Below are 24,103 nucleotides of genomic sequence, written 5' to 3' on the forward strand. Positions count from 1 at the left end.
TTTGTGTTTACATCGATTTTTGTGATTTAGAAATGGAATCACAAAATAAGCTGAGAAAAGCAGCTTCGGTTTTAATAACTAATTGTTGTACTGAAAACTGTTTAACAATTCTCTGCCGAATATGTGCTCTATTGAAATTATTCGCGCCAAGATTTTCTATTAATTTCTTCATAGCATTTTTTAATGCCTCTGGATTTTTAGGTGGTACAACTATGCCTGTATCACCAACAATCCAAGCAGAATCGCCTACATCTGTTACTACACAAGGTATGTCACAGGCCATCGCTTCTCCAATTACATTAGAAAATCCTTCAGTATAAGATGAAGAAACAGCTATATTTAGAGCATTATGTACCGCAGGCATGTCTGCACGTCCTCCTGCCCAGATAATTTTCTCAGAGATGCTTAATTCTTCAGCCATCTGACAAAGTTCTCGTGCATAGTTTTCTGGGCCACTACCTACACAAACAAAACGCACATCTTGCCTTTCTTTACACAGTAATGCCGCTGCTTTTAGAAACGTAGCATGGTCTTTCCTTAGATCTAGCCGTCCCACTAAACCGATTAGAATCGTATCTTCTAAAATTCCCCATTCCATTCGTACTTTTGTCCGAGTTTCTCGATCGGGCTTAAATCGATCGATATCAATACCATTAGGGATTACCATCATCTTGGCGGCGGTGAATCCCTGATTTAGATAATATATTTGACCAGCATGAGAATTGATAATAATCAGATCGGTAAAGCATGATAAAAATCTCTCTAATTGAAAGATGATATATGCCAGCCAATCAGAAACTTGACGATCCATGTAGGATTCGCGTATTCCCCAAATCATTTTGGTCTTAGGCAAAAAAGGCTTTAATAATATAGTCAGTAAATTTGATTCTGCAAGATATCCATGTAACACATGAGGATGTATGTGTTTAAGATGCTGAACAAGTGACCAAAAGAAACTAAATAAATGCCAACGTCCCCGTTTTTCTAAACAGATGGCAGGTATATTACTATCTTTTAAATCTTTCTCTAATGCCCCACCAGGGTAAAAATATAAAACGCTGACATCAAAACCTTGTTGCTTTAAACCTTTTACTAGCGTCACTAATTGTCTTTGGGCACCGCCAAAGTTCAGATTACGAATGAGAAAAGTAATTCTATGCATTTTGATTAATGAATTATACAAAATATCTAAAGTAGTTCAAAAGAGTTTTGTGTTTGCTTAATTAAAGTCGGGTTAGCCTATCCTAGCCATATTCATAATTAGTTACTTTTTTAGTAATTAGAATTGGCTATGTTATCTTCCTAATTCAGGCTTATGGACATTAGTAACGACTTGCCAAATTTTTTCATGAATAACTTGAGTTAATAATTCTTCCCACATTCCCATTACCTTTTCTAAATTGAATCGTTCGGTCACTTCTGGCGCACGAGCTGCTAAACATTTCCGCTCTTCTTCATTAGATATTAGTTGTTCCATTGCTGCGGCTAATGCTGACACATCTTCATTGGGTACTAAGATGCCATCTATCCCATCACGAATAATCTCTCTTGGTCCACTAGGGCAATCTGTAGAAATAACTGGTAATCCACAGGCCATCGCTTCACAAAGGGCGTTAGGAAAACCCTCAAAGCGAGAGGACATGATAAAAATGTCTGCTTGCTTGAGAAATTCATAGGGATTATTGACTGCTCCAGGAAGATAAACGCGATCGCTCAGTCCCAATTGCTCGCACAATGATTCCAGATCCGGGCGCAACGAGCCTTCTCCTAAAATGGTTAATGTCCAATCTGGATAACAATTTTTTAGTTTTGCAAAGGCTTGTAGCAATAAATCAAAGCCTTTTGCTCTGACTAAACGTCCCACAGCAATGAGCGATCGCTCTTTTAAGAGGTTGCGCGATAACTCTTTTTCTATAGGCGGTAATAAAACCATGTTAGGGATAATACAACCACTAGCTTGAACTTTAGACGAAAAATAATCTCTTGCTCTCTTAGTCTGAAAAACGATGCGATCTGCAAATGGATAAGTCCATTGCCGTAGTTGTTTCCAACTCCTACTTATAGAAATTTTTAGTGGATCGTTACGTTCAGACACTACTACTGGTATTTGCAATCCTCGAGTCGCTAGTAAAACTAGCACGTTTGTCGTAGACATAAAGCTAATTACAGCATCTGGTTTGCTGTTAATAATTGCATCTCGTAGTCTTCCAATACGCTTCAAATTATTCCAGACACCAATAATTGCATTGGCAGAATCTTTATTTATGCCTAATGTCAGATAAGAAACACAGGTATCTAGATAAAATTCGTTATTTTTTTGACTCTCAAATGTCAATAGAGTAATTTGCCATCCTTTCGCTACCCAGTAGTTTGCCATGATTGACATTACACGTTCAGCACCACCATAGGTTAGAGAAGAAATAATCAGTGTTAATCTCATTTGGAAGTTAAATTTATTTTGCAAAATGACGATTTTTTAATTTCTGATTTGCACTATATGTTAAAAATAAGAAGGAAAAAATGTAAACGCAGGTTGTTGATAAAGCGATACCTGCAACACCCCACCAGTTCATAAATAAATAGTTTAAAAATATATTTATGATTAAATTACAAGCAGAACCCCACATCAATATATAGCTAACTTGCATTGCGGAAATTAAACGTACTACCAAAATACTTGCTATATAAAAAGGTATTTGTAGAGCAAAAAAATTTTGGATTTGAGCTACTAAATGTGTATCGTTAGCTGTAAACGAACCTCTTTGGAAAAGTACCTGAACTATCAACTCAGAAAACACAAGCAAGAATGCTGTCAGTATCGTAGTAGCGATCAAGATCGACTGCATATACTGCTTCAGCGTCCGACGTACACCTGTCCAGTCGTTACTGGCTACCATTTTGGAAAAATAGGGAATTACAGCAGTGCTTAATGCTGTAGTAGCTAGAGTTATCGGCAAGGCAATCACCTTGTTACCGTAATTCAGTGCCGCTACGCTACCAGCCGGCAACATCGCTGCCATAGATTGATCGACTAAAGTTGTACTACACATTAAAAAACTCCCTGCAATCATGGGGAAATATTGACCTACAACCTGACGCAGGTGAGTATCAAACCCATACCATTTTGGCCACCAGGAAATGTTTTGTCGGTGTAGTGCTATTCCTAAAAGAGTTATTTCTAGTACGGCACCGCAGACTAGCCCTACTGCTAAAGCAAAAATGCCCCAAGACTTGAGCATCAACAGCAATATGACGCTAACAGTTGGAGTCAGAATTGGTGACAAAGCTGCTAATGCAAAACGCTCTCCTGCATTCAATACAGCACTCCAAATGATAATAATCCCATTTAGCAGCACAAGAGGCGCGATCGCATAGAGCAGATGAAAAGTCATCTCTAACTTTTCAGGACTAAAGCCAGTTGCAATATATGGTAAGTAGATAGGTGCAGTGACTACCATCAATATCGTCGTGATTCCTAGTAGTCCTAACCCACTGACTGTAGCTCCAGAAAAAAGTCTTTGAGCAGCTTTTTTGCCTTCTTGCTCTCGTACCTTCATATAAGTAGGTATGAGAGCGCTATTAAAAGAACCAGCGATTACATTGATGATAAAAGAAGGAACTAGTAAGGCAATTAAATAAGCATCTACGTCGTCTCCAGTGCCAAACCTTTGGGCAACCACTAATTCTTTACCCATCGCTGCCACTTTAACCAATGCTGTCAATAAACCAACTATCATAGCTGCGCCAAAAATTTGGCGATTGATAGAGCTACTTGTTAGCTTCTTCCATAAATCAACTAAGCTTTGCAAACGCCACATTTCCATACTGCTGTTCAGAAAATTACTTTAAAACACCTGCATCCAAGCCTGGATAGTTATTGCTAATAATCTCACTATCACTGAACCTAAGCAGCTTGTTAGACTAACCACCCCAAGGTATGCGTGGTAAGGGTAATTTAGATAAACTCATATATATCTTCAGCAAGTGTAAATATAGCTTGCCCTTTATAGTAATGCCATTAATGCAATTGAAATTCTTGACAACTTCTCCACCAAATTTCTCTTTAAATTCATTAATACCTAGTTTTTGGCGGTCTGTATTTCCAGTATACCAGCCTCCAAAATCATAAATCCCGATTCCAGAATTTTTAAATCTCAATATATCCTGCCAGTGATGGTAACGATTTGCCCGTCCGATAAGTGATTGATAAGACGTGTTTTCGCTATTTTTAATAGATGCAGAATGCAAAAGAAAAGCTCTATTTTTATGAACATAGTAAACATGCCAAACCAGAGGGCTACCGTCTTTTAACTTCACATGTGAAATGTCAATCAAGCCAGCATCTGCGCGTTTTCTTAACCAGCTTCTATCAATCTTAACCAACCCTTTTTGTGTAGCAAATAAATCATAAAAATCAGAAAATCTATTGAGAAGGTCAGAGTTCACATTATCCCAATACTCATAAGCAATTTCATCTTTTTGCTCTGCTCGTCTAATTTTGTATCTGTCATTACTACTGATATTTTGCCAGAGTTCCTGTTGACTTTTAGTTAGATCTATCAATCTTGTTTGCACTTCATTAGATTGAGCGCCGGCAATTGGATATTTCCATTGTTTGTAATAGATTACGTCTACATTATTTAATTCTTTTGGTTCTTCATCAAACCAAACTTCTCCCACTGAGAAAATCAATTTTCTTTTGAGAATTAGCATACATTTATTTCCTTTCAGATTTAAATCAAATTTAAACAGCTCGCAATGGATTCACCAGTGTTTAAATTTGAACGGGTAAATATGAATCTGACAATTGTTTATTTAACAACTAGTTTTTAGCTTTTTAAGCCACAGTGCTAGTCTTGAATTTGAATTTAAAGCTAATTGAGTACTCCTTCCATCCACACAGGCTATCCATTTATTATTATCAATCTGGTGAGGATCGATATTGTGCATACCGACTTTATTCCAACCATATCCACTTGCCTTAATAATTGGATTGCTTTTTACTGCTTTTTCTTGATAATTTGCTGTTGTTAGCTCTGTGATTTCAAATGCCAGAACTTGTTTGCCATAGATATACTCACAATCCTGGGTATATCTAAAAATTTTCTCATTGAATACTATAGTTCGACCTCCTGGTCTAGCTATTTTTGCATTTCCCTTAATAACAGGACTCTGAGGATGTTCAATCCAAGGGCCAGTGGGTTGCTGAGAATAGTAGAGACGTAGAATATTTCTTTTTGCTGCTGTTGCTGTAAACAGCCACCATAAATCATTATGTTGAAAAATTGTAGGATCTACAAAATCTTCTCCAGATAGTAAAGTTTTACAGAATGTCCATTGTGTTGGAAAACTAGTTGCTTTGTATAAACGAACCGAACTTGCTTGAGCAGTTTCTGGAATCATATAGTACTCATGATTCCATTTAAAGACATATGGATAAGACAAATGAAATGGTTCTTCAAGTACGATTTTTTGATAATTCCAATTAAGACAATCTTTGCTAGTTGCTAATCCGATATCTCCTTTATTAGTACGAGCATTCAGAACTTCAAAAAACATATACCAAGTGTCATTTTCGTGAAGCATGAATGGATCGGCAACAAATTCTGCTGGCACATCTGTTACATGTTTAGCAGTCAAAATCGGATTCTTTATACTTTTGGGGGAAACCAAGTTTAAAGGAGATTCACCCGTGTAAATTGCAATTGACCACTCTGAGTCTATATTGATAATTTTTTTGACTAACTTCTTCATGAAATTTGTTCCTTGCATAATAATTTTCCTCACTTAAGGTTATCTATTTACAACTGAAGTCTCAATTTCTGGTAAGTACTTTTTAGGAATACTGTTACCTTTTAATCCATCTACTTGAGGATTCACTGTTGAATAATCAGGGGTATATCCAGTGATTAGTTGCTCAAGCAAAAATAGAATAGACATGGAATCATTGTAGGCTGCTGCTTTACACAAATCTTCTACAACGACAATTAGATTTTTGGGGATAATGCGGCTAGCATTTTTGACAACAAACAGTTTCTCATGTTGGGTTGGTTCGTATTCCTCTCCTTGAATAAACAGTTCTTCAAATAATTTTTCCCCTGGTCGTAATCCTGTAAACACAATATCAATGTCTTTGTTGACTTCATATCCTGAAAGGCGAATTAATTCTTGTGCTAAATCAACAATTTTCACAGGTTCGCCCATATTCAGCATTAAAACCTCACCACTATGACCAAGTACTCCAGCCTGTAAAACAAGCTGTACAGCTTCCGGAATGGTCATGAAATAACGACAGATATCAGGATGAGTAACGGTTACTGGGCCACCTGTAGCAATTTGTTTTTTAAAAGTGGGAACGACACTACCACGACTACCCAAAACATTGCCAAAACGCACGGTGACATAATGCTTTCCACTTTCTTTTGCAGCTTGTAGCACCAACATTTCAGCAACTCTTTTACTAGCCCCCATCACATTGGTGGGATTAACTGCTTTGTCTGTGGAGATCATCACAAAATGTTTGACATCGTATTCCAGTGCTAGTTCTAGTAAATTTTTTGTCCCGATGACATTGTTAGTGATTGCTTCTGGTGGATTTAATTCCATTAACGGGACGTGTTTATGAGCCGCAGCGTGAAAAATTACATCAGGTTGGAATCGCTCAAAAGCATGTTTTAATCGAGAACGAAAGCGAATATCAGCAATAAAGGTGTAAATATGAGGGGTATTGCTTTGCGCTTTGCCATCTTTGTTGAGTAATTGGATAAGTTGTTCTAGTTCTTGTTGGATATTGAACACAGAATTTTCTCCATGTCCAATAAGTATGATTCTGGCAGGCTGAGATTTGAAAATTTGACGGGAAAGTTCGCTACCAATTGACCCACCCGAACCTGTGATGAGTACTGTTTTGCCGTTGATAAACTGAGATACTCGCTCAATATCGGTCTGTACTGGTTCTCGTCTAAGCAAGTCCTCTATCCTGACATCCCGAATACTGTCTACCCGCACACGACCATTAAGAATTTCATGTATTCCAGGTAAAGTGCTAGTTTGCACTCCAGTAGCTTTGCAAATATCTACAATTTCCCGAATGACTTTCCCCGTCACTGTAGGCATTGCAATGATCGCTTTCTGGATATGCAGAGATTGTACCCATTTAGGAATTTGGTAGCGATCGCCTAGTACAGGAATCCCACGAATACGTGCGTTTAATTTTCGAGGATCGTCATCAATGAAGGCAACTGGATAAAGTCCCAGTTGGGGATTTCTTTGCATTTCTTGGAGGAGAGAAACTCCGGCACTACCAGCACCGATAATTAGCACTCTCTCTTGTGAGTTAAATACTGGTTGTCGTTGACTGACTCTTTCCACAGCCCGAACACTGAAACGAAGTGCCCCAATGAAAATACACGACAATAACCCATCAATAAATGGTAGCGATCGCGGCAGTGTATCTATAAATGGAAATTGATTTAGTATGTTTGTCAGAATATCAAATAGCATGATTTGGATGACTACTGCACCCACCATCAACATAGCTATATATATCAGTTCCTCAATACTGGCATACCGCCAGTAACGCCTATAAAAACCAAAACTGGAAAATACACTTAATTTAACTATTAAAAATAGTGTTGTTGCAATTGCTAATTCTAATATATATGCTTGGAGATCCAGATCGCCATCTAAACGTAGAAGCAAAGCTAATAAAGGTGTGATTGAGAAAATAATCATATCAACAATGAATAAATGACTATTTCTCAGTTTTAGCAATTTGCTCAATAAACTATTAATCATTTTTTTCCTGATTACATTAGGAATAAAAGATAAGAGATTCACCACTGTAAAAACCTCCATGGCAATCTACAGAATTATCTCATTTGTAAATAAAGTCCATTTTCGGGAAGGACTGTCAAATCTCATCCATTAGCTAAAGATGGTATTTATCATGTCTGATTGACTTTATTAGAGACTTGAAATTGAGGCAATTTTAGGCGGTTTTTTGATTAATTAACTTTAGATGCAACTACAAATTGCCTAAGATACACATTTACTTAGTCTAGAAATAGATATAGGTAATCTTATGTTTTAAAAAAGAAAATTACCTATTACCAAAAATATTTAGTATGTGGCAAATAATTAGTTTAAAGCCACAGACAAACAACTGCGATCCAACATACATACCTCTGGCTTTTGACGCTGGAGAGGATTTATATCCTAGCCACGAGATTTACTTAAGATGCAGTTTACAACATTATTGTAGGGACTATTTTTATCGATATCTAAGATTAATGAAGTAATTCTTTAACTATTACCTTTGACCTTAATACTTATAGGTATAGATTAAAAAATTACTCATTGATACTAACATAATCTTGTATCAATATTCCCGTAAGACTTGCAATGATTTATTTGGTTAATAAGTGATGCTGTTATCTCTATGTAAAAAACAGACATCAATTTTAAAAAAAAGCACCCTTTCATAACATGACCTTTGTAATTGATCGCAGTTAAAGTAATTTATTCATCAAAATTTCATGAATCTCTGATTGAGAAATACCATTTTGACTAATTATTTACTTTTGCTGCACAAGCGATACACCAATTGTTTTCACAACCTAACACTTAAAGTCAAGTAATAAACACTAACATGCTTATTACCAACCATAGTGTTGTTATTGTTGTATGAAACCATAAACCTTGTACCAGTTTTTTCTTAGTTGTGTCACGCCAATTTGCCACAATTTTTTTGAAAACATAGAAACAATTCAAAATAGTAATTATTTAATACTAAAGACAGATACTATTCAGTAATAACAGCAGATGTTGGCTGATGACTGTGAGTAACTTCAAATGGATGATTTATTTCTTGAAGTTTTCTAAAAATTACATAGCAGCAAACCTAGTAAATTTTTTACCAAGTGTGCTGCTTGATTTCATTGGTGAATTTATTTATGTCAAAGATGTGGAATTTGCGCTTTGTCGAGTTATAGATAAAAAACTAGGCGATGTCTAACGACAAGCCACTGGGTGTCTATGTTTTTTTAACTAACCTTTGCTTCCAAAGACTTGAGTAACTCAGTATTTACACCCGACTCACGAGTCAGGGCAATTTTGCCAGTGCGGGCTATTTCCCTTAGACCAAATTTTTGTAGCACCTGGACGATCGCTACCATCTTACCAGGATCTCCAACAACTTCCAGGGTTAGAGAATCTTCTGCCACATCTACAACTCGCGCCCGAAAAATCTGAGCCAGTTCGATCACTTCTGAACGGTTGCTGCTAGTAGCGTTCACCTTCAAGAGCATCAATTCTCGCTCTACGCATGGAGTTTCGGTAATATCCTGTACCTTGAGGACGTTGACCAGCTTGTATAGTTGTTTGGTGAGTTGTTCGATTACGCGATCGTCACCAGGTACAACCATCGTAATACGGGAAACTCCTCCTTGCTCAGCTGGACCAACAGCAAGGCTTTCTATATTGAAGCCGCGACGGGCAAATAAACTAGAAATGCGGGACAGAACACCCGCCTCATCTTCTACCAAAACTGAAAGGGTATGTTTCATCTTCGCCAACACAGAGTCAGGCAACATTTTAACTAATGGAAACACTAGCTAATGATTGCCATACACGTACTGCTTTAAATTGCTAAATTGTAAGTCTGATCTTCCATTGTAAACTTAATGTTTGCACTCATTACACTCTCTAGAGAGAAGTTATCTAGAAATCTTACTGAAAGTAGAATCTTCCCTGAGTGCATATCTTTTCAACGGCAGATGTGGATTGTCTATAAAACACTTATCCTCAAATGTTATGAACCTTTGATAGGAGAAAAGTTTTTATGGGTTGGTTAAAAAGACTTTTTGGATTAGAAAAACCTCAAAATGCACAAGTGAATCCTGCTCCCCAGCCAGTACCACAAGCTGCTAGTACCGAAGCTGTCTCTACCGCTACTCAATCAATACCGCCAGAGCGTTTAGGATTGAATGGAGAATACGACCAAAGTGGGATGGCAAAACGAGTAGCGTTAGCGTTCGATCAAGACCAGCAACTTGATGACATTAATACCCTCTGGGTCGCTCAGACAGGTAGTACTGTGGTGCTAAAAGGCCAAGTTCCCAGCCAAGAGATTCTTAACAAGATGATTTCTGTAGCGAGATCGGTGAATGGCGCTACAGATGTTGACACTAACCAAGTTACCATTGGCTAGTGGAAGAAGGTAGAGGGGCAGAGGGGCAGAGGAACAGGAGCAGAGGTAGAATAATAACTCCTAACTTCTAATTCCTAACTCCCAACTCCTCACTCAGCACTCATAAGCTGGTTATTGCCAAAAGATTTCTCAAGCCAACCCAAAATAGCTTTGTTGACTTGTTCTGGGCATTCATCGTGAGGACAATGCCCTACATCCTCTAACTGAAGTAGTTCCAATTTATCGTTGTACTGAATAAATCGATTAGCAAGTATAGGGGGAACAAATCGGTCTTTTTGTCCCCAAATTAACAGCATTGGAATTGTTAAGGTTGGTAATACTGTTTTGACACTAGGGCTAAAATTAACTGCGATCGCAGCTTTGAACAAGGCACTAAAAGCACGGGCAGAACCTCGGTCTTGGGGAGGGCCAGCTAAAATATCTATGAGTTCATCAGTAATTGCCTCTGGATTAGCGTAAGCAATACTTGCCCAGCGACGTAGAATGCTGGGTCTGCGCACGAAGTGAAACACTGGTTTCAATAACAGTGGAGAAGCAACAACGTTTTTGATTGCCTTGACCAAGGGTCTTAGTAAAGCCGGGATAGCTTCTTGTTCTAGTGATGGATCGGGCAGACTCATCATTACTATACCTTGCACCATATCGGGATGGGTGGAGGCAGCAGCCATGGAAATTAGTGAACCATTGGAATTCCCTATTAACACCACTGGCTGACGGATAAAGGCTTTCCAAAAGTCGTACACCTGCTCTACCCACAGTTCTATACTGTAATTCACTGGGGCTTTTTCAGAAGCACCAAAACCCAACATATCCAAAGCATAGACTGTGTGGCGATCGCCTAACACCTCTAAATTATGTCGCCAATGACCAATGGAAGCACCAAACCCGTGTAGCAAAATTAAGGGTGTTGTTTCTTGGTGGCCTTTAACAGGTCGGATATAAGTATAGCGAGTTTGCCTGCCGCGCCATACCCAGTCTCTTTGATTACCAACCCGTTCCTGCCAGTGTACCGTAGTGGTCACACTTTCCTCCCATTCATTAGCATCAATACTAATTCCAATATAGGGGATTGGAAAAAGGGAGCCGGGGAAGTTAGGCGAGAGAAATTACGACTAATAATAAAATAATTATTACAATATGTAACACTTTTTCAGGTTGTGTAATTTAGATTAACTATTGCAGAGAAATTCCCTCAGAGTGAGTAGAATGACAAATACAACAACTAACTACTCTATGAATTAGCTACCCTAGAATATAGATTCCTTTTGAAGTCCTCAGTTATTTCTAAGTACTGTGCTTCTGAGGCAAACCAATCAAAACCAAGTCAATCAAGTCCAAACTACATACTTAACTAAAGAGCTCCCACTAATCATAATGCCTGTGATTGAGAAAAAAAGAACTCGCGATCTGCCTCAAATTAACGAACGCATCCGCTTCCCGAAAATCCGCGTCATTGACACTGATGGCTCGCAGCTGGGAATCATAACTCCGCAAGAAGCACTACAGCTAGCCGAAGAAAAAGAGCTGGATCTAGTGCTGCTGAGTGACAAGGCTGACCCGCCGGTTTGTCGGATTATGGACTATGGGAAATACAAGTTTGAGCAGGAGAAGAAGGCGCGGGAAGCCCGGAAAAAGCAGCACACAGCTGATGTCAAGGAAGTGAAGATGCGCTACAAAATAGAAGAACACGACTATAACGTGCGTGTCAAGCAAGCAGAGCGCTTTCTAAAAGATGGTGATAAAGTCAAAGCGACTGTGATGTTCCGGGGTCGAGAGATTCAACACAGTGATTTGGCAGAAGATTTACTCAAGCGCATGGCAACCGATCTGGAGCCGTTTGGTGAAGTACAGCAAGCGCCCAAAAAAGAGGGGAGAAATATGATGATGCTCATTTCGCCCAAAAAGTAATCCTCTAAATTTTCTAGACACCAACTATAATCCACAACTGAAAATATCAAAACGACCTCTGAGTCGTTGAAATTTGTCGAAAACTGATAGTCCTGAGCGCTGAGTGGGAAACATAATACTCAGTTGCTTGGGACTTTTTCCATGTCTGGGGATTGGTGATTGGGGAACTCGGGGTCCCCTCTGGGGATTAGGGGCAATGGGGATTGGGGATTGGGATATTAGTTCTTTCTCCCTCATCTCCCCCTACCTTCCCGTGCTTCCCGTGCCTCCCCGAAGTTTGCTTGCAGGGAAACCAGGCCACTTGCTTCAAGCCGGGGAACCTGTCCAACGCAGTGGCTCCTCCTGGCAACTTCTCTTCCTGCTCCACGGCAGTTGCTCCACTTGGGGAGACCCCAAGACCGCACTGCCTCCCCTGCTCTCTCCCGTTATGCGGTGACATCAGAAAGTAAAACTGCATGGAACTAAAAAATGACTTGTTTGCTGCCAATAGAGGCATGGCACGACTGTTACAGTGGGTGAATCTACGGCCAGAAGAAAGCGATCGCACTTTTTTGATGTTCGCCTTTTATACAACTGTATCTGTAGGATTGCGCTGGGCAGAGGATAGTACAGTAGCACTATTTTTAGATGAATACGGGGCGGGACCGCTGCCTTGGATGTACATTGCCAGTGCAGCGATGGGTGCGGGAATGGTTTTTGTATATTCTTGGCTGCAAAAGATTTTCCCCTTGCGCTGGGTAATTGTGGCGATCGCACCCTGTATGGTCGCGCCCTTAATGTTATTGGTGTTATTGCGTTGGGGAGTACATTTTTCCTACTTGTCTGTAATTGTTGTATTCCTGATGCGGCTATGGGTAGATGCACTTTACGTCGTCAATGACCTCAATACATCCATCGTCGCTAACCAACTATTCAATATTCGAGAAATTAAGCGTACTTACCCGCTGGTAAGCAGCGGTCTGTTGGTGGCAGATGTCATCAGCGGCTTTAGTTTGCCTTGGTTACTGCAATTCGCCAAGCTCAATAAAGTCATCCTCATCGCCTGTGCAGTGATTATTTTGGGGGCAGGGATTCTATCCTATCTAAGTCATCAATATCAAGCAGCTTTTCCCGATGCTCCACAACGATTAGTTACCCAAGAACAAGCCTCTCGACACCGACGTATCCAAGCCCCGCTCAGGCGCTATACATGGCAGTTATTTGCTTTTGTCGGTCTTTTGCAAGTGATTGCGCTATTAGTAGATTTTCAATATCTTCGGGAACTGAAGTCTAATTTAGGCGAGCAAGAACTTGCTAGTTTTTTGGGTTTATTTGGTGGCATTGTGGGGCTGTGTGAGTTGGCAACCCAGTGGTTTGTCTCCAGCCGACTCATTGAACGTATAGGAGTGTTTTTCACTGCCGCCCTCTTACCAATATCTGTAGGCTTTATAGTACCAGGGGCGATCGCATTACTGAATCTCTTGCCAGGACTACAATCGCAAGGCATTTTCTGGGGACTGGTAAGTCTGAAATTCTGTGATGAACTGCTGCGCTACACCTTTGTTATTAGTAGCGGCCCAGTGCTTTATCAACCTATTCCCGAACGAATTCGCAGCCGGATGCAGGCATTATCTGGCGGGACTGCCGAAGCGATCGCCACGGGTTTGGCAGGATTATTAATTCTGGTGACTGTATTATTTTGCGAGCGGTTTGTTCCCATATCACTACAAAAGTGGGTATTGGTGATAGAAACGGTGCTAGCAGCGGCCACCTGTTTAAAAGTAGTTTGGGTACTGCGATCGCGCTATGTCGATCTGCTAGTTTTGAGTGCGGAACGAGGCGAACTGAGTGCTACAAATGTCGGTTTGCGTGTCTTTAAACAAGGAGTAGTCAAAGCTTTAAGAGAAAAAGGCAGCACGGCAGATAAACACTCTTGCATCGAACTTTTAGCCCAAATCGATCCCCAAGGAGTGTCCCAAGTTTTAGCACCTCTGCTGATCGAGTTAAATCCAGATTTGCAGCGTCAAAGTTTGGAGGTGATGCTCATGGCAGGCGCAAATTCTGCTTATGTGCTGCAAGTGCGTTCTTTGTTAGAACAGCCCCAAGGAACTGTCGATCCGGAAATTTTTGCCCTGGCATTGCGTTATGTTTGGTTGGCTGAGGCTAATCCCAATTTGAGTCAATTGGAAGAGTACCTGCAAGCACGCCACCACTCATTGATCCGTGCCACCGCCGCTGCTTTAATCTTGCGTCAGGGAACACCTATGCAAAAGGTAGCAGCGACCAAAACTATGCGCCGGATGCTGACCCATAAGCAAGAACGAGAACGAATAAATGGAGTCAAAGCTTTAAGAGAAGCAGTTTATTTACAGGCGCTGCGGATTCACATCCCGAATTTGTTGCAAGATGAATCTTTACGGGTGCGCTGTGCAGTATTGGAAATGATTGCAGCTACCCATTTGGAGGAATACTATTCCGCACTGCTTGGGGCACTTTACTATAAGTCAACTCGCAGTACCGCTATGCGTGCTTTAATTCGACTGGAAAATGAAGCTCTAGAGATGCTGTTGCAACTAGCTACTAATAATTATAAACCCGAAGTAGTACGCATGTATGCATGGCGCACCATTGCTCAAATTTCCACTCAAGAAGCGATGGAGACTTTGTGGCTGCACTTGGAAACATCTTGGGGTGCTACTAGGTATCATATTCTCCGCAGCTTACTGAAAATCCAAAAACAACCAGAAATTACTGGTGCAGTAGATCGGTTCCAGCACAGTCGGGTAGAAAGTTTAATTGACCAGGAATTAAAGTTTTTAGGTGAGATTTACGCTGCCTATCTAGACTTGCAAAAACAACAGACACTAGAAAATCATCAATCATGTAAGAGAGTTGCGATCGTCTGTGAGTTACTACAACGCGCCCTTCAAGAATTGGAATTGGATGTCAAGGAACGGTTACTGCTACTCTTGAGGCTACTTTATTCTCCAGAAAAGATGCAAGCAGCGGCATTCAATCTTCGCTCTCAGTCAGCGGTAAACTTAGCGCGAGGATTAGAAATTTTAGAGCATACGGTGAATCTGCCAACAAAATCTCTACTGTTGAATATTTTAGATAAGCGATCGCACCAAGAAAAACTGCATTATCTCGTGGAAGCAAAGTTTGCAGAATATGAACAAATGCCAGTCAGCGACAGGCTTCGCAAGATGTTGACACTAGGTAATTTTCTTTCTGACTGGTGCTTAGCTTGCTGCTTTCATGTTGCTCAAGTTAGCCGTATCCGACTCACAAGTGTCGAGATTTTGGTAGCACTGCGCCATCCTACTGGCTTTGTACGAGAAGCTGCGATCGCATATCTCAATGTCGTTTCACGCCGCGTTCTGCTAGAACTCTTACCCAAATTACAAAAAGATTCCCATCCTCTGATAGCGGCTCAAGTTAAGGAGTTAATGAAAAAATACCCAGTCAAAAATTACAATTAATAAAGTATCAAACAAGCCAATAAAGTAAAATCTTCATTCCCTTGCTAGCTTGTAAAGTGAAGTCAGAAATCGAAGAGCATCAGGAACAGCTATGTATGTATTAATTGGTGGAGCAGGCTTAGTGGGTTTAAGTTTGGCACAAAAACTGGTAGAACTGGGGCATACTGTTGCTGTTATTGACATTGACCCTACCGCTTGCCGCTATGCTCGCGAACAAGTAGGAGCAATGGCTTTTGAAGGTAGTGCTGTAAGTACAGAAGTATTGTTAGAAGCAGGAATTCGCAAAGCTGACTCCTTAGCAGCTGTCCTCCGCAGTGATGCTTTAAATTTGGCGATGGTGACTCTCGCTAAACACTACGGTGTACCCCACATTCTGGCTCGAATGCGCCACCCCGATTTTGCCGAACCGCTGAATCTTGCTGGAGCCAACCATATCATTAGTACTGTCGAGCTAGCAGTTTCAACAATGGTGAATGCCATTGAATACCCTCAAGTAGAATCAATGATGCATTTTGAGCAAGGACAGATTGAGGTGCTAAAACTTTCTATCCCAAACAATTGCTATGTTGTTGGTCGTAGCATTGCCGAAATTGCTCAAAATCCGACGTTTCCCAGTGGCTCTTTAATTATTGGCTATCAACCCCACCCCCACGAAGATTTGATGATTCCTAATGGTAGTACGGTAGTGGAACCAGGTTCGACTGTGCTGATGGTGACCAAACCAGGGTCTTTACACCAAGTTATTGATTTTATCCAAGGTTGTAAATAGAAGGCAGGAGGCAGGAGGCAGAAGGCAATTAGCATCAATCATCCTCAAGTTGAAGTAATTGTTCATCAATGGTTTGTACGCGCGATCGCACAATTTCTTCGGAGAGAATTCGCTTACGCAGTGCTTCATTTAGCGCTCCTTTTTCTGCTAGCAGTAAGCGGCGGCGGATGGCTTCGAGTTTGCTGAGATTACCATGTTTGGCTTTCAACTCCTCTGGGCGGCGATTATAGAATTCCCGCAGTGCCTTTTCCGCCCCAGCAATGCGGACTTGATAACCCGACCGCATCTCTTCATAGACAGATTTTGGCAATACCCCCGATCGCAACAGGCTATCTAATTCATCCTGTGCTGCCTTACCCGTCATCAGCTGAGCTTGCAATTCTTCAACTTGCTGTTGAGCCTCTGAAAATTTAGATAATTTTAAGCGTTTTACCAGCCAGGGTAAGCTTAAACCTTGACCCACTAATGATATCAGTACACTACCAAAGACCAAAGTAATCAGAACTTCTCGCCCTGGTAGTGTGGTAGGTAAACTCAACGCCAGAGCCATTGAGAGTGAACCTTTGATGTTGCCTAAAAAGAGTAAATGTTGCCAGGGCAGCGGAATGGGGCGGTCAATCCAACGAACTACTACCATCAGCGGATAGACCGAAAGAATTCGCCCCACTTGATAAGCCAAAACGGTCAGTAGAATTGCTGGTAAAGTCCTCCAAAGCATGACTGGGTTTATTTGTAAACCAATTAGCAGAAAAATAAAAGTGTTAACAGTAAAACCGGCATATTCCCAGAAACTCAATAAGGTGATGCGATTAGAAGCGGAAGTATTCCGAAAAAGCCCAAAATTACCGAAAATTAAGCCAGCTACAACTACAGCAACAGGACCTGAGACACCTAGAATTTGTCCAACTTGAAAAGTTCCTAATGCAACTGCGACAGTCAGTAAGAGACTGCTAAGGGGATCTTCTAAACGGGCAAATACAGGTATGCTCAAGTAACCTAAGACTAACCCCACAAGGCAGCCTCCTAGAGAGATAAATAGCAGTTGTTGGATTCCCTCTAGTAATGTGAGCGAACCTGTCGAATATACTTGCAAAATCAAGTTAAACGAAACTAGGGCAGCAGCATCGTTGAATAGAGTTTCTCCTTCAACGATGGTTGAAAGTCTTGAAGGTACAGGTATCTCCTTAAAAACGGCAATCATGGAAACCGTATCAGTGTTTGCCAGAATTACCGCTACAAACAAAGCGGGTATCCAAGCCAGTCCCAGCCCAAATTTTAATAGAACGGTAATAATAGCAGAGGACAATATAGCTCCAGGGCCAGCCAAGAGAGCAATTGGTTTAAATGTGCTTCGTAGACGGCTGATATCTGTATTAATGCCAGCTTCAAATATGAGAATCGGTAGGAAAAGATTCAAAACCAGTGAAGGATCTAAACCAATGCGACGAGACAATAACTCAGTGATTGGTAATCCTGCCAAGACTAAACCCGTTACATAAGGAATACCAAGCTTACGAGATAGCAGGGCTACGCCAGTAGCAAGCAGTAGGAGAATAATTGAAATATTAACTAATTCGGCAACATTCACTTTAATTGTGGATAGTTATTTGGACTTTGCTGAGAAATTCTCACCTCACTCATGCTACATTAGCAAGCTCAAGGCATGAGTTCAGGAACCCGAATTTCCTCAATCTAAACAACTTCAAAAATTAAGGTGAGTTTAAATTAGAGGTTGGCGCACCCGTGCCATAGAAGTGTAACTAGTTGCGCGATCGCGGCTTATTCTTTCTTCAAAGCTATCCTGCGCTGTTATTAATAAAGCTTTTCAATCATTTTTTTTTATGATTTTGAAAAGAAATCTTATTTGCTGATATATCTATCTGCTCTTAAGGTTAAATTAAGCACTTGAGAATACGCTTGTAAAATTTCTCTCATAATACATTTAAGCAATTTAGATACTTTGAACGATAAGGATGGATAAACTTTATGGAAAATATCAATTTCATACCAGAACCATATGGTGAAACAACAGATGTAGAATCTTGGCTCAGTAGGGCTGGGTTAAAATTTGCAGATTTAGGTGATGATGCTGCTAGTAGAGCAATTCGTAAGCAATGGCGAGAGTATCAAGCCGCAGTGCAAAGGGGCTGTGCAGTTCTACACCAACCACCAGAACGTATTCAACTCAGCGGCGTGTATGCCCATCTGAGAATACCTGTTAGTGCAGCAACTATGTCTAGGATTAGTAATGAAATCTCACCAAGTCATATAACTGGGCAAAAGCCAGAGAATTAGTAAATTTGAGGGTTTCAAAATTTGATTGACAAACTTAGTTAATACTTATTAGCATTGAATTAGATGCTAATAAGTATTGTCATTATGATCGATATCTCAAAAGATATACATTCTCTCACTGAGTTTAAACGTAATACTACTGAGTTTTTACAGCGTATTAAGCAAACAAAACATCCCTTAGTTCTAACTGTCAATGGAAAAGCTGAGTTAGTTGTTCAAGATGCAGAATCTTATCAAAAACTTTTAGACGCTGTTGAATTATTAGAAACTTTAAAGGGTATTAAACTTGGTTTAGAACAGATGCAGGAAGGCAAAGGGAAAATAACAGGAGATTTTTTGAATGAACTGTTTAATAAATTAGACAGTTCTCAATGAATCAGAAATATCATGTCATTATACAACCCGCAGCGATCGCCCTCACAACACTATCATTCCACCTCAAGACACGAAACTTCAAGTTCAAAGGTAGAGCGATCGCCCTCACAACACCATCATTTCACCTAAGAACATGAAACTTCCAGCTTAAAACAGGAACGTTCTCACTTAAAACAAGAACATTCTCACTTGAAACAGAAATGTTCTCACTTGGAACAAAAACGTTCTCACTTAAAACAGGAACGTTCTCACTTAAAACAGGAATATTTTTGCTTGGGATCTGAAAAGTCGAGATTAGGCGATCGCTTTTATTGTTCTGAGGAGAGGCGATCGCGAAGATATGCTAAATTTTCACGACAAGTAATACTGTTTGGGTGATTCACCCCTAACCGCTGCTCCAAAATTTCCAAAGCTTGAATGTACAACGGTTCAGCTTCGCTGTATCTGTCTTGGTAACGGTAGAGATACGCTAGGTTGTTGAGGCTAGTGGCGATATCTGGATGTTCTTCTCCTAGCAGCTTGCGCCTCAGTGCCAAAGCTTTGATGTACATTGGTTCGGCTTCACTGTATTTGCCTTGGGATTCGTAAAGTCCCGCTAGGTTGTTGAAACTGTTGGCGACATCTGCATGTTCTTCTCCTAGCAGCTTGTGCCTGAGTGCCAAAGCTTTGATGTACAACGATTCGGCTTCGCTGTATCTGCCTTGCGAGTAGTAGAGTCCCGCTAGGTTGTTAAGGCTATCGGCGACAGATGGATCTTCTTCTCCCAGTAGCTTACGCCTGAGTGCCAAAGCTTGGATAAAAAGGGGTTCGGCTTCGCTGTATCTGCCTTGGGAGTAGTAGAGTAATGCTAGGTTGTTAAGACTAGTGGCGACAGATAGATGTTCTTCTCCCAGTAGCTTGCGCCTAAGTGCTAAAGCTTGGATACAAAGAGGTTCGGCTTCACTGTATTTGCCTTGGGAGTTGTACAGTAACGCTAGCTTCGTGAGACTAGTGGCTAAGTCTTTCTCTAAACCTAACTCTTTTTGCAGTTCAACAGCTTTACTTAAATACTCAATTCCTAATTCTTGCTCTTTTTTGTAATCTTGAAACTCGCCTCGTTCAAGTCTTTTTCTATAAATCTCTCCTAGGCTAAAGTACAAAGTCGCTAAAGTTGCATCTTTTACCCCTCGCTGTTCTGCATCTTGAATAAACCTTTGCAAATCTTCTATAGGCAATAAATAGGGATTATCATCATCAAAGCCTGATAGTTCGTTGTCACTGAAAGCAAAACGAATAGATTCTAATTCTTTACCTGAAATTGTATTTTTTTTTCTAGATATAAACCGGAATACGCCATTGCGCCAACTCCAAAAATCAGGAGCTTTCTTAATCAAGTTAACTAAAATCTGATTAGTCACCCACAACACGATCGCAAAAGGAAATTCCCTTAACCCTTCCCTAGTCCACTGCAAGTAACCAAAAAATACTTCTTGTTCCGAACGTTCTTCTCCCAGTTTTAGAAAATAAAGCTGTTCAGCACCAGTTACAGTAATTACTGCTGGGTTATGTTGTCGTAAATATTCTTCATTTTCCACTAGTTGAGCAATAGCGCCCCTCAAACTCGGTTCACCCCTTGCTAATGTGATGCGATAGGGGCGAATTGCTGGCTGTAATTCTGTTTCATACTGAGCAATAATTTCATCACGAAAACTAGCATCATCACAAACCGCAATTAGTAAATTTAATCCATGTGCTTTTGCTTCAATAGAAACAATCAAATCATCATAAGCATCTTGATTTTCATCATCTGTTAGTAAATCATCATTCACCATTTATCAACCCCCGTCTTCTCAAGGTTTCTATAATAATTGGGTGAACATCATACCAAGTTTCATCATTACGATATTCCAAAACATACAGCCCATGCAGTAAATCTAAAAACTCTGGTTGCTTTGGATCGTCAGGCATAAACTGTTCATAAGTGCTTTGCAAAATTTCAAAATCGACTTTACCTAAACGAATAGAAAAATCATTACGAATTTTATTAATTGCTTGCTCTAAAATGTTGTCATCAATAACAATTTTCTCACCTGACTTGCGCCTAATAAGTCGCAAACAAATACGACAGCATTCATTTGCTATCCTAATTAACTCCCTTAATACACCACCACTTTGGACAACCAACTTCTCCGCTGTTGACTTTTCTATCAAATCACGTGCAATTCTCTTTTCTAATATTTCACAAAGTAGGTTTTTTACTTCTGTACGAGGATGAGCATCAGGTAGACGATTTTTACCTTTCTCAAAGACTTTGAGGACTGGCATCACCACAATTTGGTCATTGGTTTCTGTAGTAATAATTGTGCTAAGAAAAGTTTCCCGGAGTACTGCAATAGGGATAGTGTAGATAATCCTAAAATTAGGTTGAAAGAGAGCTTTAATATTATCTCGATAAATATCGTTGACTCTTCCCAAGTCTAGTTTATCTAAATCATCAATTATGACTATAATCTCTTTTTGAGTCACGGATTGAATCAACGCCGCAATTTCATTAATCCGAGCAACTAAATCGGATATCTTGCGTTCAAATTCATGTTTAATTTCATCTCTAACTGTAGCATCAGCCTTTAATTTAGTTTTAATTAAACTTAGCAAATCAAAACCTATTTCTGTCTCTGTTTGCCAATTGATTTCCTCAGTCCGAGTTCTGGTTGCAAACCAACCATAAAGAGCTTTTTTAGTAGATTTAGGTATTTCAACTTTGCGTGCTTCTGCTTCAAACATTAAGTTAACAGCAATAGCAAACAAAATATTGATATGATTAACAGCCGACATTTCAATACTGTCAGCAATGGAAAATAAAACTACAAAATAATTATCTTGAATCTGCTTACTAAACTCAGCTAGCAAAGAAGATTTACCACATCCTCGATGACCCGTAAATACAATCTTGCCATCACCATTAGGGCTATCTTCAACTAACTGTATTAAATCTGCTATTAAATCCTTACCATAATCAACTCGAAATTGCTTCATTTCTTTCTCTTCCACCAGTGGAAACAATTCGAGATTGCTATACGCTTGCTGAAAAGACTTTAATAATTCATCAGACATAAGCTATTACTGTATAACTTAACTTATTCATATCATCACCCATATTCGCAAAAGTAGAAATTAAGTCTCTTTCTACATTCTCCTTTGCGAACCTCTGCACTTACCTTTGCGTTCCTCTGCGTTAAAAAACATTACCCCTCTCCGCCGACGGAAAGGGGTTAAGTGTGAGTTTATCGAAATCTCACTCTTGTACAGACGCGATTAATCGCGTCTCTACTCAGCACTTTAATAAGCGTCTTGCAACTCGTAAAAATCAGGCGAAACGTAATCCTTCCGCAAAGGCCAACCCACCCAATCTTCTGGCATCAAAATCCGCTTGAGATTGGGGTGTCCTTCGTAGATAATGCCGTACATATCGTAAGACTCGCGCTCTTGCCAATCTGCGGTCTTCCAAATCCAGTATACTGAAGGCACTCTGGGATTTTCCCTGGGTAAAAACACCTTTACCCGCACTTCTTCAGGTTTATCAACATTATCACCGACTTTAACCAAGTGATACACGCTGACTAAATCCTGCCCAGGGCCGAGGTCGATACCAGATTGAAACTGGAGATAATTAAACCCGTAGGCATACAGGGCTGTAGCGGTGGGAAGCAAGAAATCTGGCTCCACTTTAATTATCTCTACCCCATTTTTATCAGGCTCTAAAAACTCATGTTCAAAGCCGTTTTCTGTCAACCACTGGGAAACTTCACCTGCTTTGACTAAAGACTCTTGAGCTGCTGGTACTGGTTTAGATTCTTCTTCAGCCACGGTTTTGTTCCTCCTTTTGTTTCTGTGCTGTCAACAGCGCAGGTGGTACTGGCAGACCAATTGCTTCTGTCAATTCCTTCGGGGGTGTAAAGCGTGTTTCTGACTGCAAATACTTACCAGTTAAAATTTCCTCTGTTGGCTTCAGACTATGAGTCGTGCTGTAGAAACGGTGGGTTTGCTTAATTAGACCTCGTTCTTGCATCGAATCATTAGCTATCTTTTTCCGCAATTTAATAATTGCGTCAATGATTGCTTCTGGACGAGGAGGACAACCAGGTAAGTAAACATCCACAGGAATCAGTTTATCAACTCCACGCACAGCCGTAGGAGAATCCACACTGAACATGCCACCTGTAATGGTACAAGCTCCCATCGCAATTACATACTTCGGTTCGGGCATTTGCTCATAAAGACGAACCAATTGGGGTCCCATCTTCATAGTTATTGTCCCTGCCGTAATAATTAAATCGGCTTGGCGGGGGCTAGAACGGGGAATCAGCCCAAAGCGGTCAAAGTCAAACCGAGAGCCGATTAAAGCTGCAAACTCAATAAAGCAGCAAGCTGTACCAAACAGCAACGGCCAAAGACTCGAAAGCCGTGCCCAGTTATAAAGGTCATCAACCGTAGTCAGAATCACATTCTCTGAAAGGTCTTGAGTGACTTTGGGGCCTTCAATAGGGTTGATGATTCGCTCTTTATCCTGGGTTGTTAAATTAGAATTCAAGACCATTCCAAAGCTCCTTTACGCCATGCATAAACTAGGGCGATTACAAGAATTGCAATAAAAATTATGGCTTCAATGAATGCCAATAGCCCTAAACGGTGGAAAGCGACCGCCCAAGGATACAAGAATACAGTTTCCACATCAAAGACAACGAAAACCAGCGCAAACATGTAGTATCGGATGTTGAACTGAATCCAGGCTCCGCCAATTGGTTCCATGCCAGATTCATAGGTGGTGCGACGTTCCAGGCTGTTACCACTGGGTCGTAGGAGCTTGGATGCTGAAAGCGCTAGGGCAGGCACTAGGCTACAGATGATTAAGAAGCCTAGAAGGTATTCGTAACCGCTGAGGACAAACACAATGAATATCTACCGCTTAAGGTGTAAATAAGACTGTTACTTTCTTTTACATTATATCTTTTTGCCTTTTCTGGAATCTGGGAAACAGACGCATTTCAGGTATTTGATTCGTTTTTGCTCGTGATAGAAAAGTCTAACAGTTATGTCATAATTTTT

Annotated in this window: 22 protein-coding genes; 8 read left to right on the forward strand and 14 right to left on the reverse strand. The window is 40.4% G+C overall.

Annotation, left to right across the window (positions count from 1 at the left end; translation table 11 throughout):
- Window positions 1–7: 7 nt before the first annotated feature.
- From RMY31_RS07025 to RMY31_RS07050, 6 genes are all read right to left on the reverse strand, one after another.
- The gene (locus RMY31_RS07025; protein ID WP_322657808.1) at window positions 8–1,162 is read right to left on the reverse strand and encodes a glycosyltransferase; all 1,155 of its coding nucleotides are present in this window, start codon (window positions 1,160–1,162) and stop codon (window positions 8–10) included.
- Between the two features lie 132 nt (window positions 1,163–1,294).
- Window positions 1,295–2,440 carry a glycosyltransferase family 4 protein gene (locus RMY31_RS07030; RefSeq protein WP_322657809.1) on the reverse strand — a complete coding sequence of 382 codons (1,146 nt, stop codon included), beginning with the start codon at window positions 2,438–2,440 and terminating at the stop codon, window positions 1,295–1,297.
- 13 nt (window positions 2,441–2,453) lie between these two features.
- Window positions 2,454–3,824, reverse strand: coding sequence for a murein biosynthesis integral membrane protein MurJ (murJ, locus tag RMY31_RS07035; protein ID WP_322657810.1), 1,371 nt, complete (start codon window positions 3,822–3,824; stop codon window positions 2,454–2,456).
- Between the two features lie 97 nt (window positions 3,825–3,921).
- Complete coding sequence (locus RMY31_RS07040; RefSeq protein WP_322657811.1) at window positions 3,922–4,713, reverse strand: hypothetical protein; 792 nt, start codon at window positions 4,711–4,713, stop codon at window positions 3,922–3,924.
- A 102-nt stretch (window positions 4,714–4,815) separates the two neighbouring features.
- Window positions 4,816–5,772: a hypothetical protein gene (locus RMY31_RS07045; RefSeq protein ID WP_322657812.1), complete on the reverse strand. Its 957-nt coding sequence runs from the start codon at window positions 5,770–5,772 to the stop codon at window positions 4,816–4,818.
- Between the two features lie 21 nt (window positions 5,773–5,793).
- Window positions 5,794–7,839: a polysaccharide biosynthesis protein gene (locus RMY31_RS07050; RefSeq protein WP_409877571.1), complete on the reverse strand. Its 2,046-nt coding sequence runs from the start codon at window positions 7,837–7,839 to the stop codon at window positions 5,794–5,796.
- A 994-nt stretch (window positions 7,840–8,833) separates the two neighbouring features.
- On the opposite strand from RMY31_RS07050, the gene RMY31_RS07055 reads away from it, so the two are divergent.
- Window positions 8,834–9,016, forward strand: coding sequence for a hypothetical protein (locus RMY31_RS07055; RefSeq protein ID WP_322657814.1), 183 nt, complete (start codon window positions 8,834–8,836; stop codon window positions 9,014–9,016).
- A gap of 28 nt (window positions 9,017–9,044) precedes the next feature.
- On the opposite strand, the gene ilvN is transcribed toward RMY31_RS07055, so the two are convergent.
- Entirely contained in the window at window positions 9,045–9,566 is a 522-nt protein-coding gene (gene ilvN, locus RMY31_RS07060) for an acetolactate synthase small subunit (protein WP_214430561.1), read from the reverse strand.
- A 275-nt stretch (window positions 9,567–9,841) separates the two neighbouring features.
- On the opposite strand from ilvN, the gene RMY31_RS07065 reads away from it, so the two are divergent.
- Window positions 9,842–10,210, forward strand: coding sequence for a BON domain-containing protein (locus RMY31_RS07065; protein ID WP_322657815.1), 369 nt, complete (start codon window positions 9,842–9,844; stop codon window positions 10,208–10,210).
- A gap of 89 nt (window positions 10,211–10,299) precedes the next feature.
- Here the strand turns inward: RMY31_RS07065 and RMY31_RS07070 are convergent, their stop codons facing one another.
- On the reverse strand, window positions 10,300–11,232 hold the full coding sequence (locus RMY31_RS07070; protein ID WP_322657816.1) for an alpha/beta fold hydrolase: 933 nt from the start codon (window positions 11,230–11,232) through the stop codon (window positions 10,300–10,302).
- 352 nt (window positions 11,233–11,584) lie between these two features.
- Between RMY31_RS07070 and infC the strand changes: the two genes are divergently transcribed.
- The 3 genes from infC to RMY31_RS07085 all read left to right on the forward strand — a co-directional run bounded on the left by infC (window position 11,585) and on the right by RMY31_RS07085 (window position 16,348).
- Window positions 11,585–12,118 (forward strand): translation initiation factor IF-3, encoded by a 534-nt coding sequence (gene infC / locus RMY31_RS07075; protein ID WP_015111888.1) that lies wholly within the window; start codon window positions 11,585–11,587, stop codon window positions 12,116–12,118.
- 455 nt (window positions 12,119–12,573) lie between these two features.
- Window positions 12,574–15,579, forward strand: coding sequence for an MFS transporter (locus RMY31_RS07080; RefSeq protein WP_322657817.1), 3,006 nt, complete (start codon window positions 12,574–12,576; stop codon window positions 15,577–15,579).
- 91 nt (window positions 15,580–15,670) lie between these two features.
- Window positions 15,671–16,348 carry a TrkA family potassium uptake protein gene (locus tag RMY31_RS07085; protein WP_322657818.1) on the forward strand — a complete coding sequence of 226 codons (678 nt, stop codon included), beginning with the start codon at window positions 15,671–15,673 and terminating at the stop codon, window positions 16,346–16,348.
- 34 nt (window positions 16,349–16,382) lie between these two features.
- On the opposite strand, the gene RMY31_RS07090 is transcribed toward RMY31_RS07085, so the two are convergent.
- Window positions 16,383–17,936, reverse strand: a complete 1,554-nt coding sequence (locus tag RMY31_RS07090) for a cation:proton antiporter (RefSeq protein ID WP_322657819.1) — start codon at window positions 17,934–17,936, stop codon at window positions 16,383–16,385.
- 398 nt (window positions 17,937–18,334) lie between these two features.
- Here RMY31_RS07090 and RMY31_RS07095 point away from each other — a divergent pair, with 398 nt between their 5' ends.
- The 3 genes from RMY31_RS07095 to RMY31_RS07105 all read left to right on the forward strand — a co-directional run bounded on the left by RMY31_RS07095 (window position 18,335) and on the right by RMY31_RS07105 (window position 19,155).
- Window positions 18,335–18,643, forward strand: coding sequence for a hypothetical protein (locus RMY31_RS07095; RefSeq protein ID WP_322657820.1), 309 nt, complete (start codon window positions 18,335–18,337; stop codon window positions 18,641–18,643).
- An 84-nt stretch (window positions 18,644–18,727) separates the two neighbouring features.
- Complete coding sequence (locus RMY31_RS07100) at window positions 18,728–19,018, forward strand: type II toxin-antitoxin system Phd/YefM family antitoxin (RefSeq protein ID WP_322657821.1); 291 nt, start codon at window positions 18,728–18,730, stop codon at window positions 19,016–19,018.
- A complete protein-coding gene (locus tag RMY31_RS07105) occupies window positions 19,015–19,155 on the forward strand; it encodes a hypothetical protein (RefSeq protein ID WP_322657822.1) in 141 nt (46 codons plus the stop codon). The genes RMY31_RS07100 and RMY31_RS07105 overlap by 4 nt, the downstream gene beginning before the upstream one ends.
- A gap of 171 nt (window positions 19,156–19,326) precedes the next feature.
- On the opposite strand, the gene RMY31_RS07110 is transcribed toward RMY31_RS07105, so the two are convergent.
- From RMY31_RS07110 to ndhC, 5 genes are all read right to left on the reverse strand, one after another.
- Window positions 19,327–20,829: a tetratricopeptide repeat protein gene (locus RMY31_RS07110; protein ID WP_409877544.1), complete on the reverse strand. Its 1,503-nt coding sequence runs from the start codon at window positions 20,827–20,829 to the stop codon at window positions 19,327–19,329.
- Entirely contained in the window at window positions 20,819–22,111 is a 1,293-nt protein-coding gene (locus RMY31_RS07115; protein WP_322657824.1) for an ATP-binding protein, read from the reverse strand. The genes RMY31_RS07110 and RMY31_RS07115 overlap by 11 nt, the downstream gene beginning before the upstream one ends.
- Window positions 22,112–22,336: 225 nt before the next feature.
- The gene (locus RMY31_RS07120; protein ID WP_322657825.1) at window positions 22,337–22,864 is read right to left on the reverse strand and encodes an NAD(P)H-quinone oxidoreductase subunit J; all 528 of its coding nucleotides are present in this window, start codon (window positions 22,862–22,864) and stop codon (window positions 22,337–22,339) included.
- Window positions 22,857–23,594, reverse strand: a complete 738-nt coding sequence (gene ndhK / locus RMY31_RS07125) for a photosynthetic/respiratory NAD(P)H-quinone oxidoreductase subunit K (RefSeq protein WP_322657826.1) — start codon at window positions 23,592–23,594, stop codon at window positions 22,857–22,859. Before ndhK ends, RMY31_RS07120 begins: the two co-directional genes overlap by 8 nt.
- The gene (gene ndhC / locus RMY31_RS07130; RefSeq protein ID WP_322657827.1) at window positions 23,585–23,947 is read right to left on the reverse strand and encodes a photosynthetic/respiratory NAD(P)H-quinone oxidoreductase subunit C; all 363 of its coding nucleotides are present in this window, start codon (window positions 23,945–23,947) and stop codon (window positions 23,585–23,587) included. The genes ndhK and ndhC overlap by 10 nt, the downstream gene beginning before the upstream one ends.
- Window positions 23,948–24,103: the final 156 nt, after the last annotated feature.

It is taken from the genome of Dendronalium sp. ChiSLP03b (genome assembly GCF_034531165.2).
In the GTDB taxonomy this organism is placed as follows: Bacteria; Cyanobacteriota; Cyanobacteriia; order Cyanobacteriales; family Nostocaceae; genus Dendronalium; species Dendronalium minutum.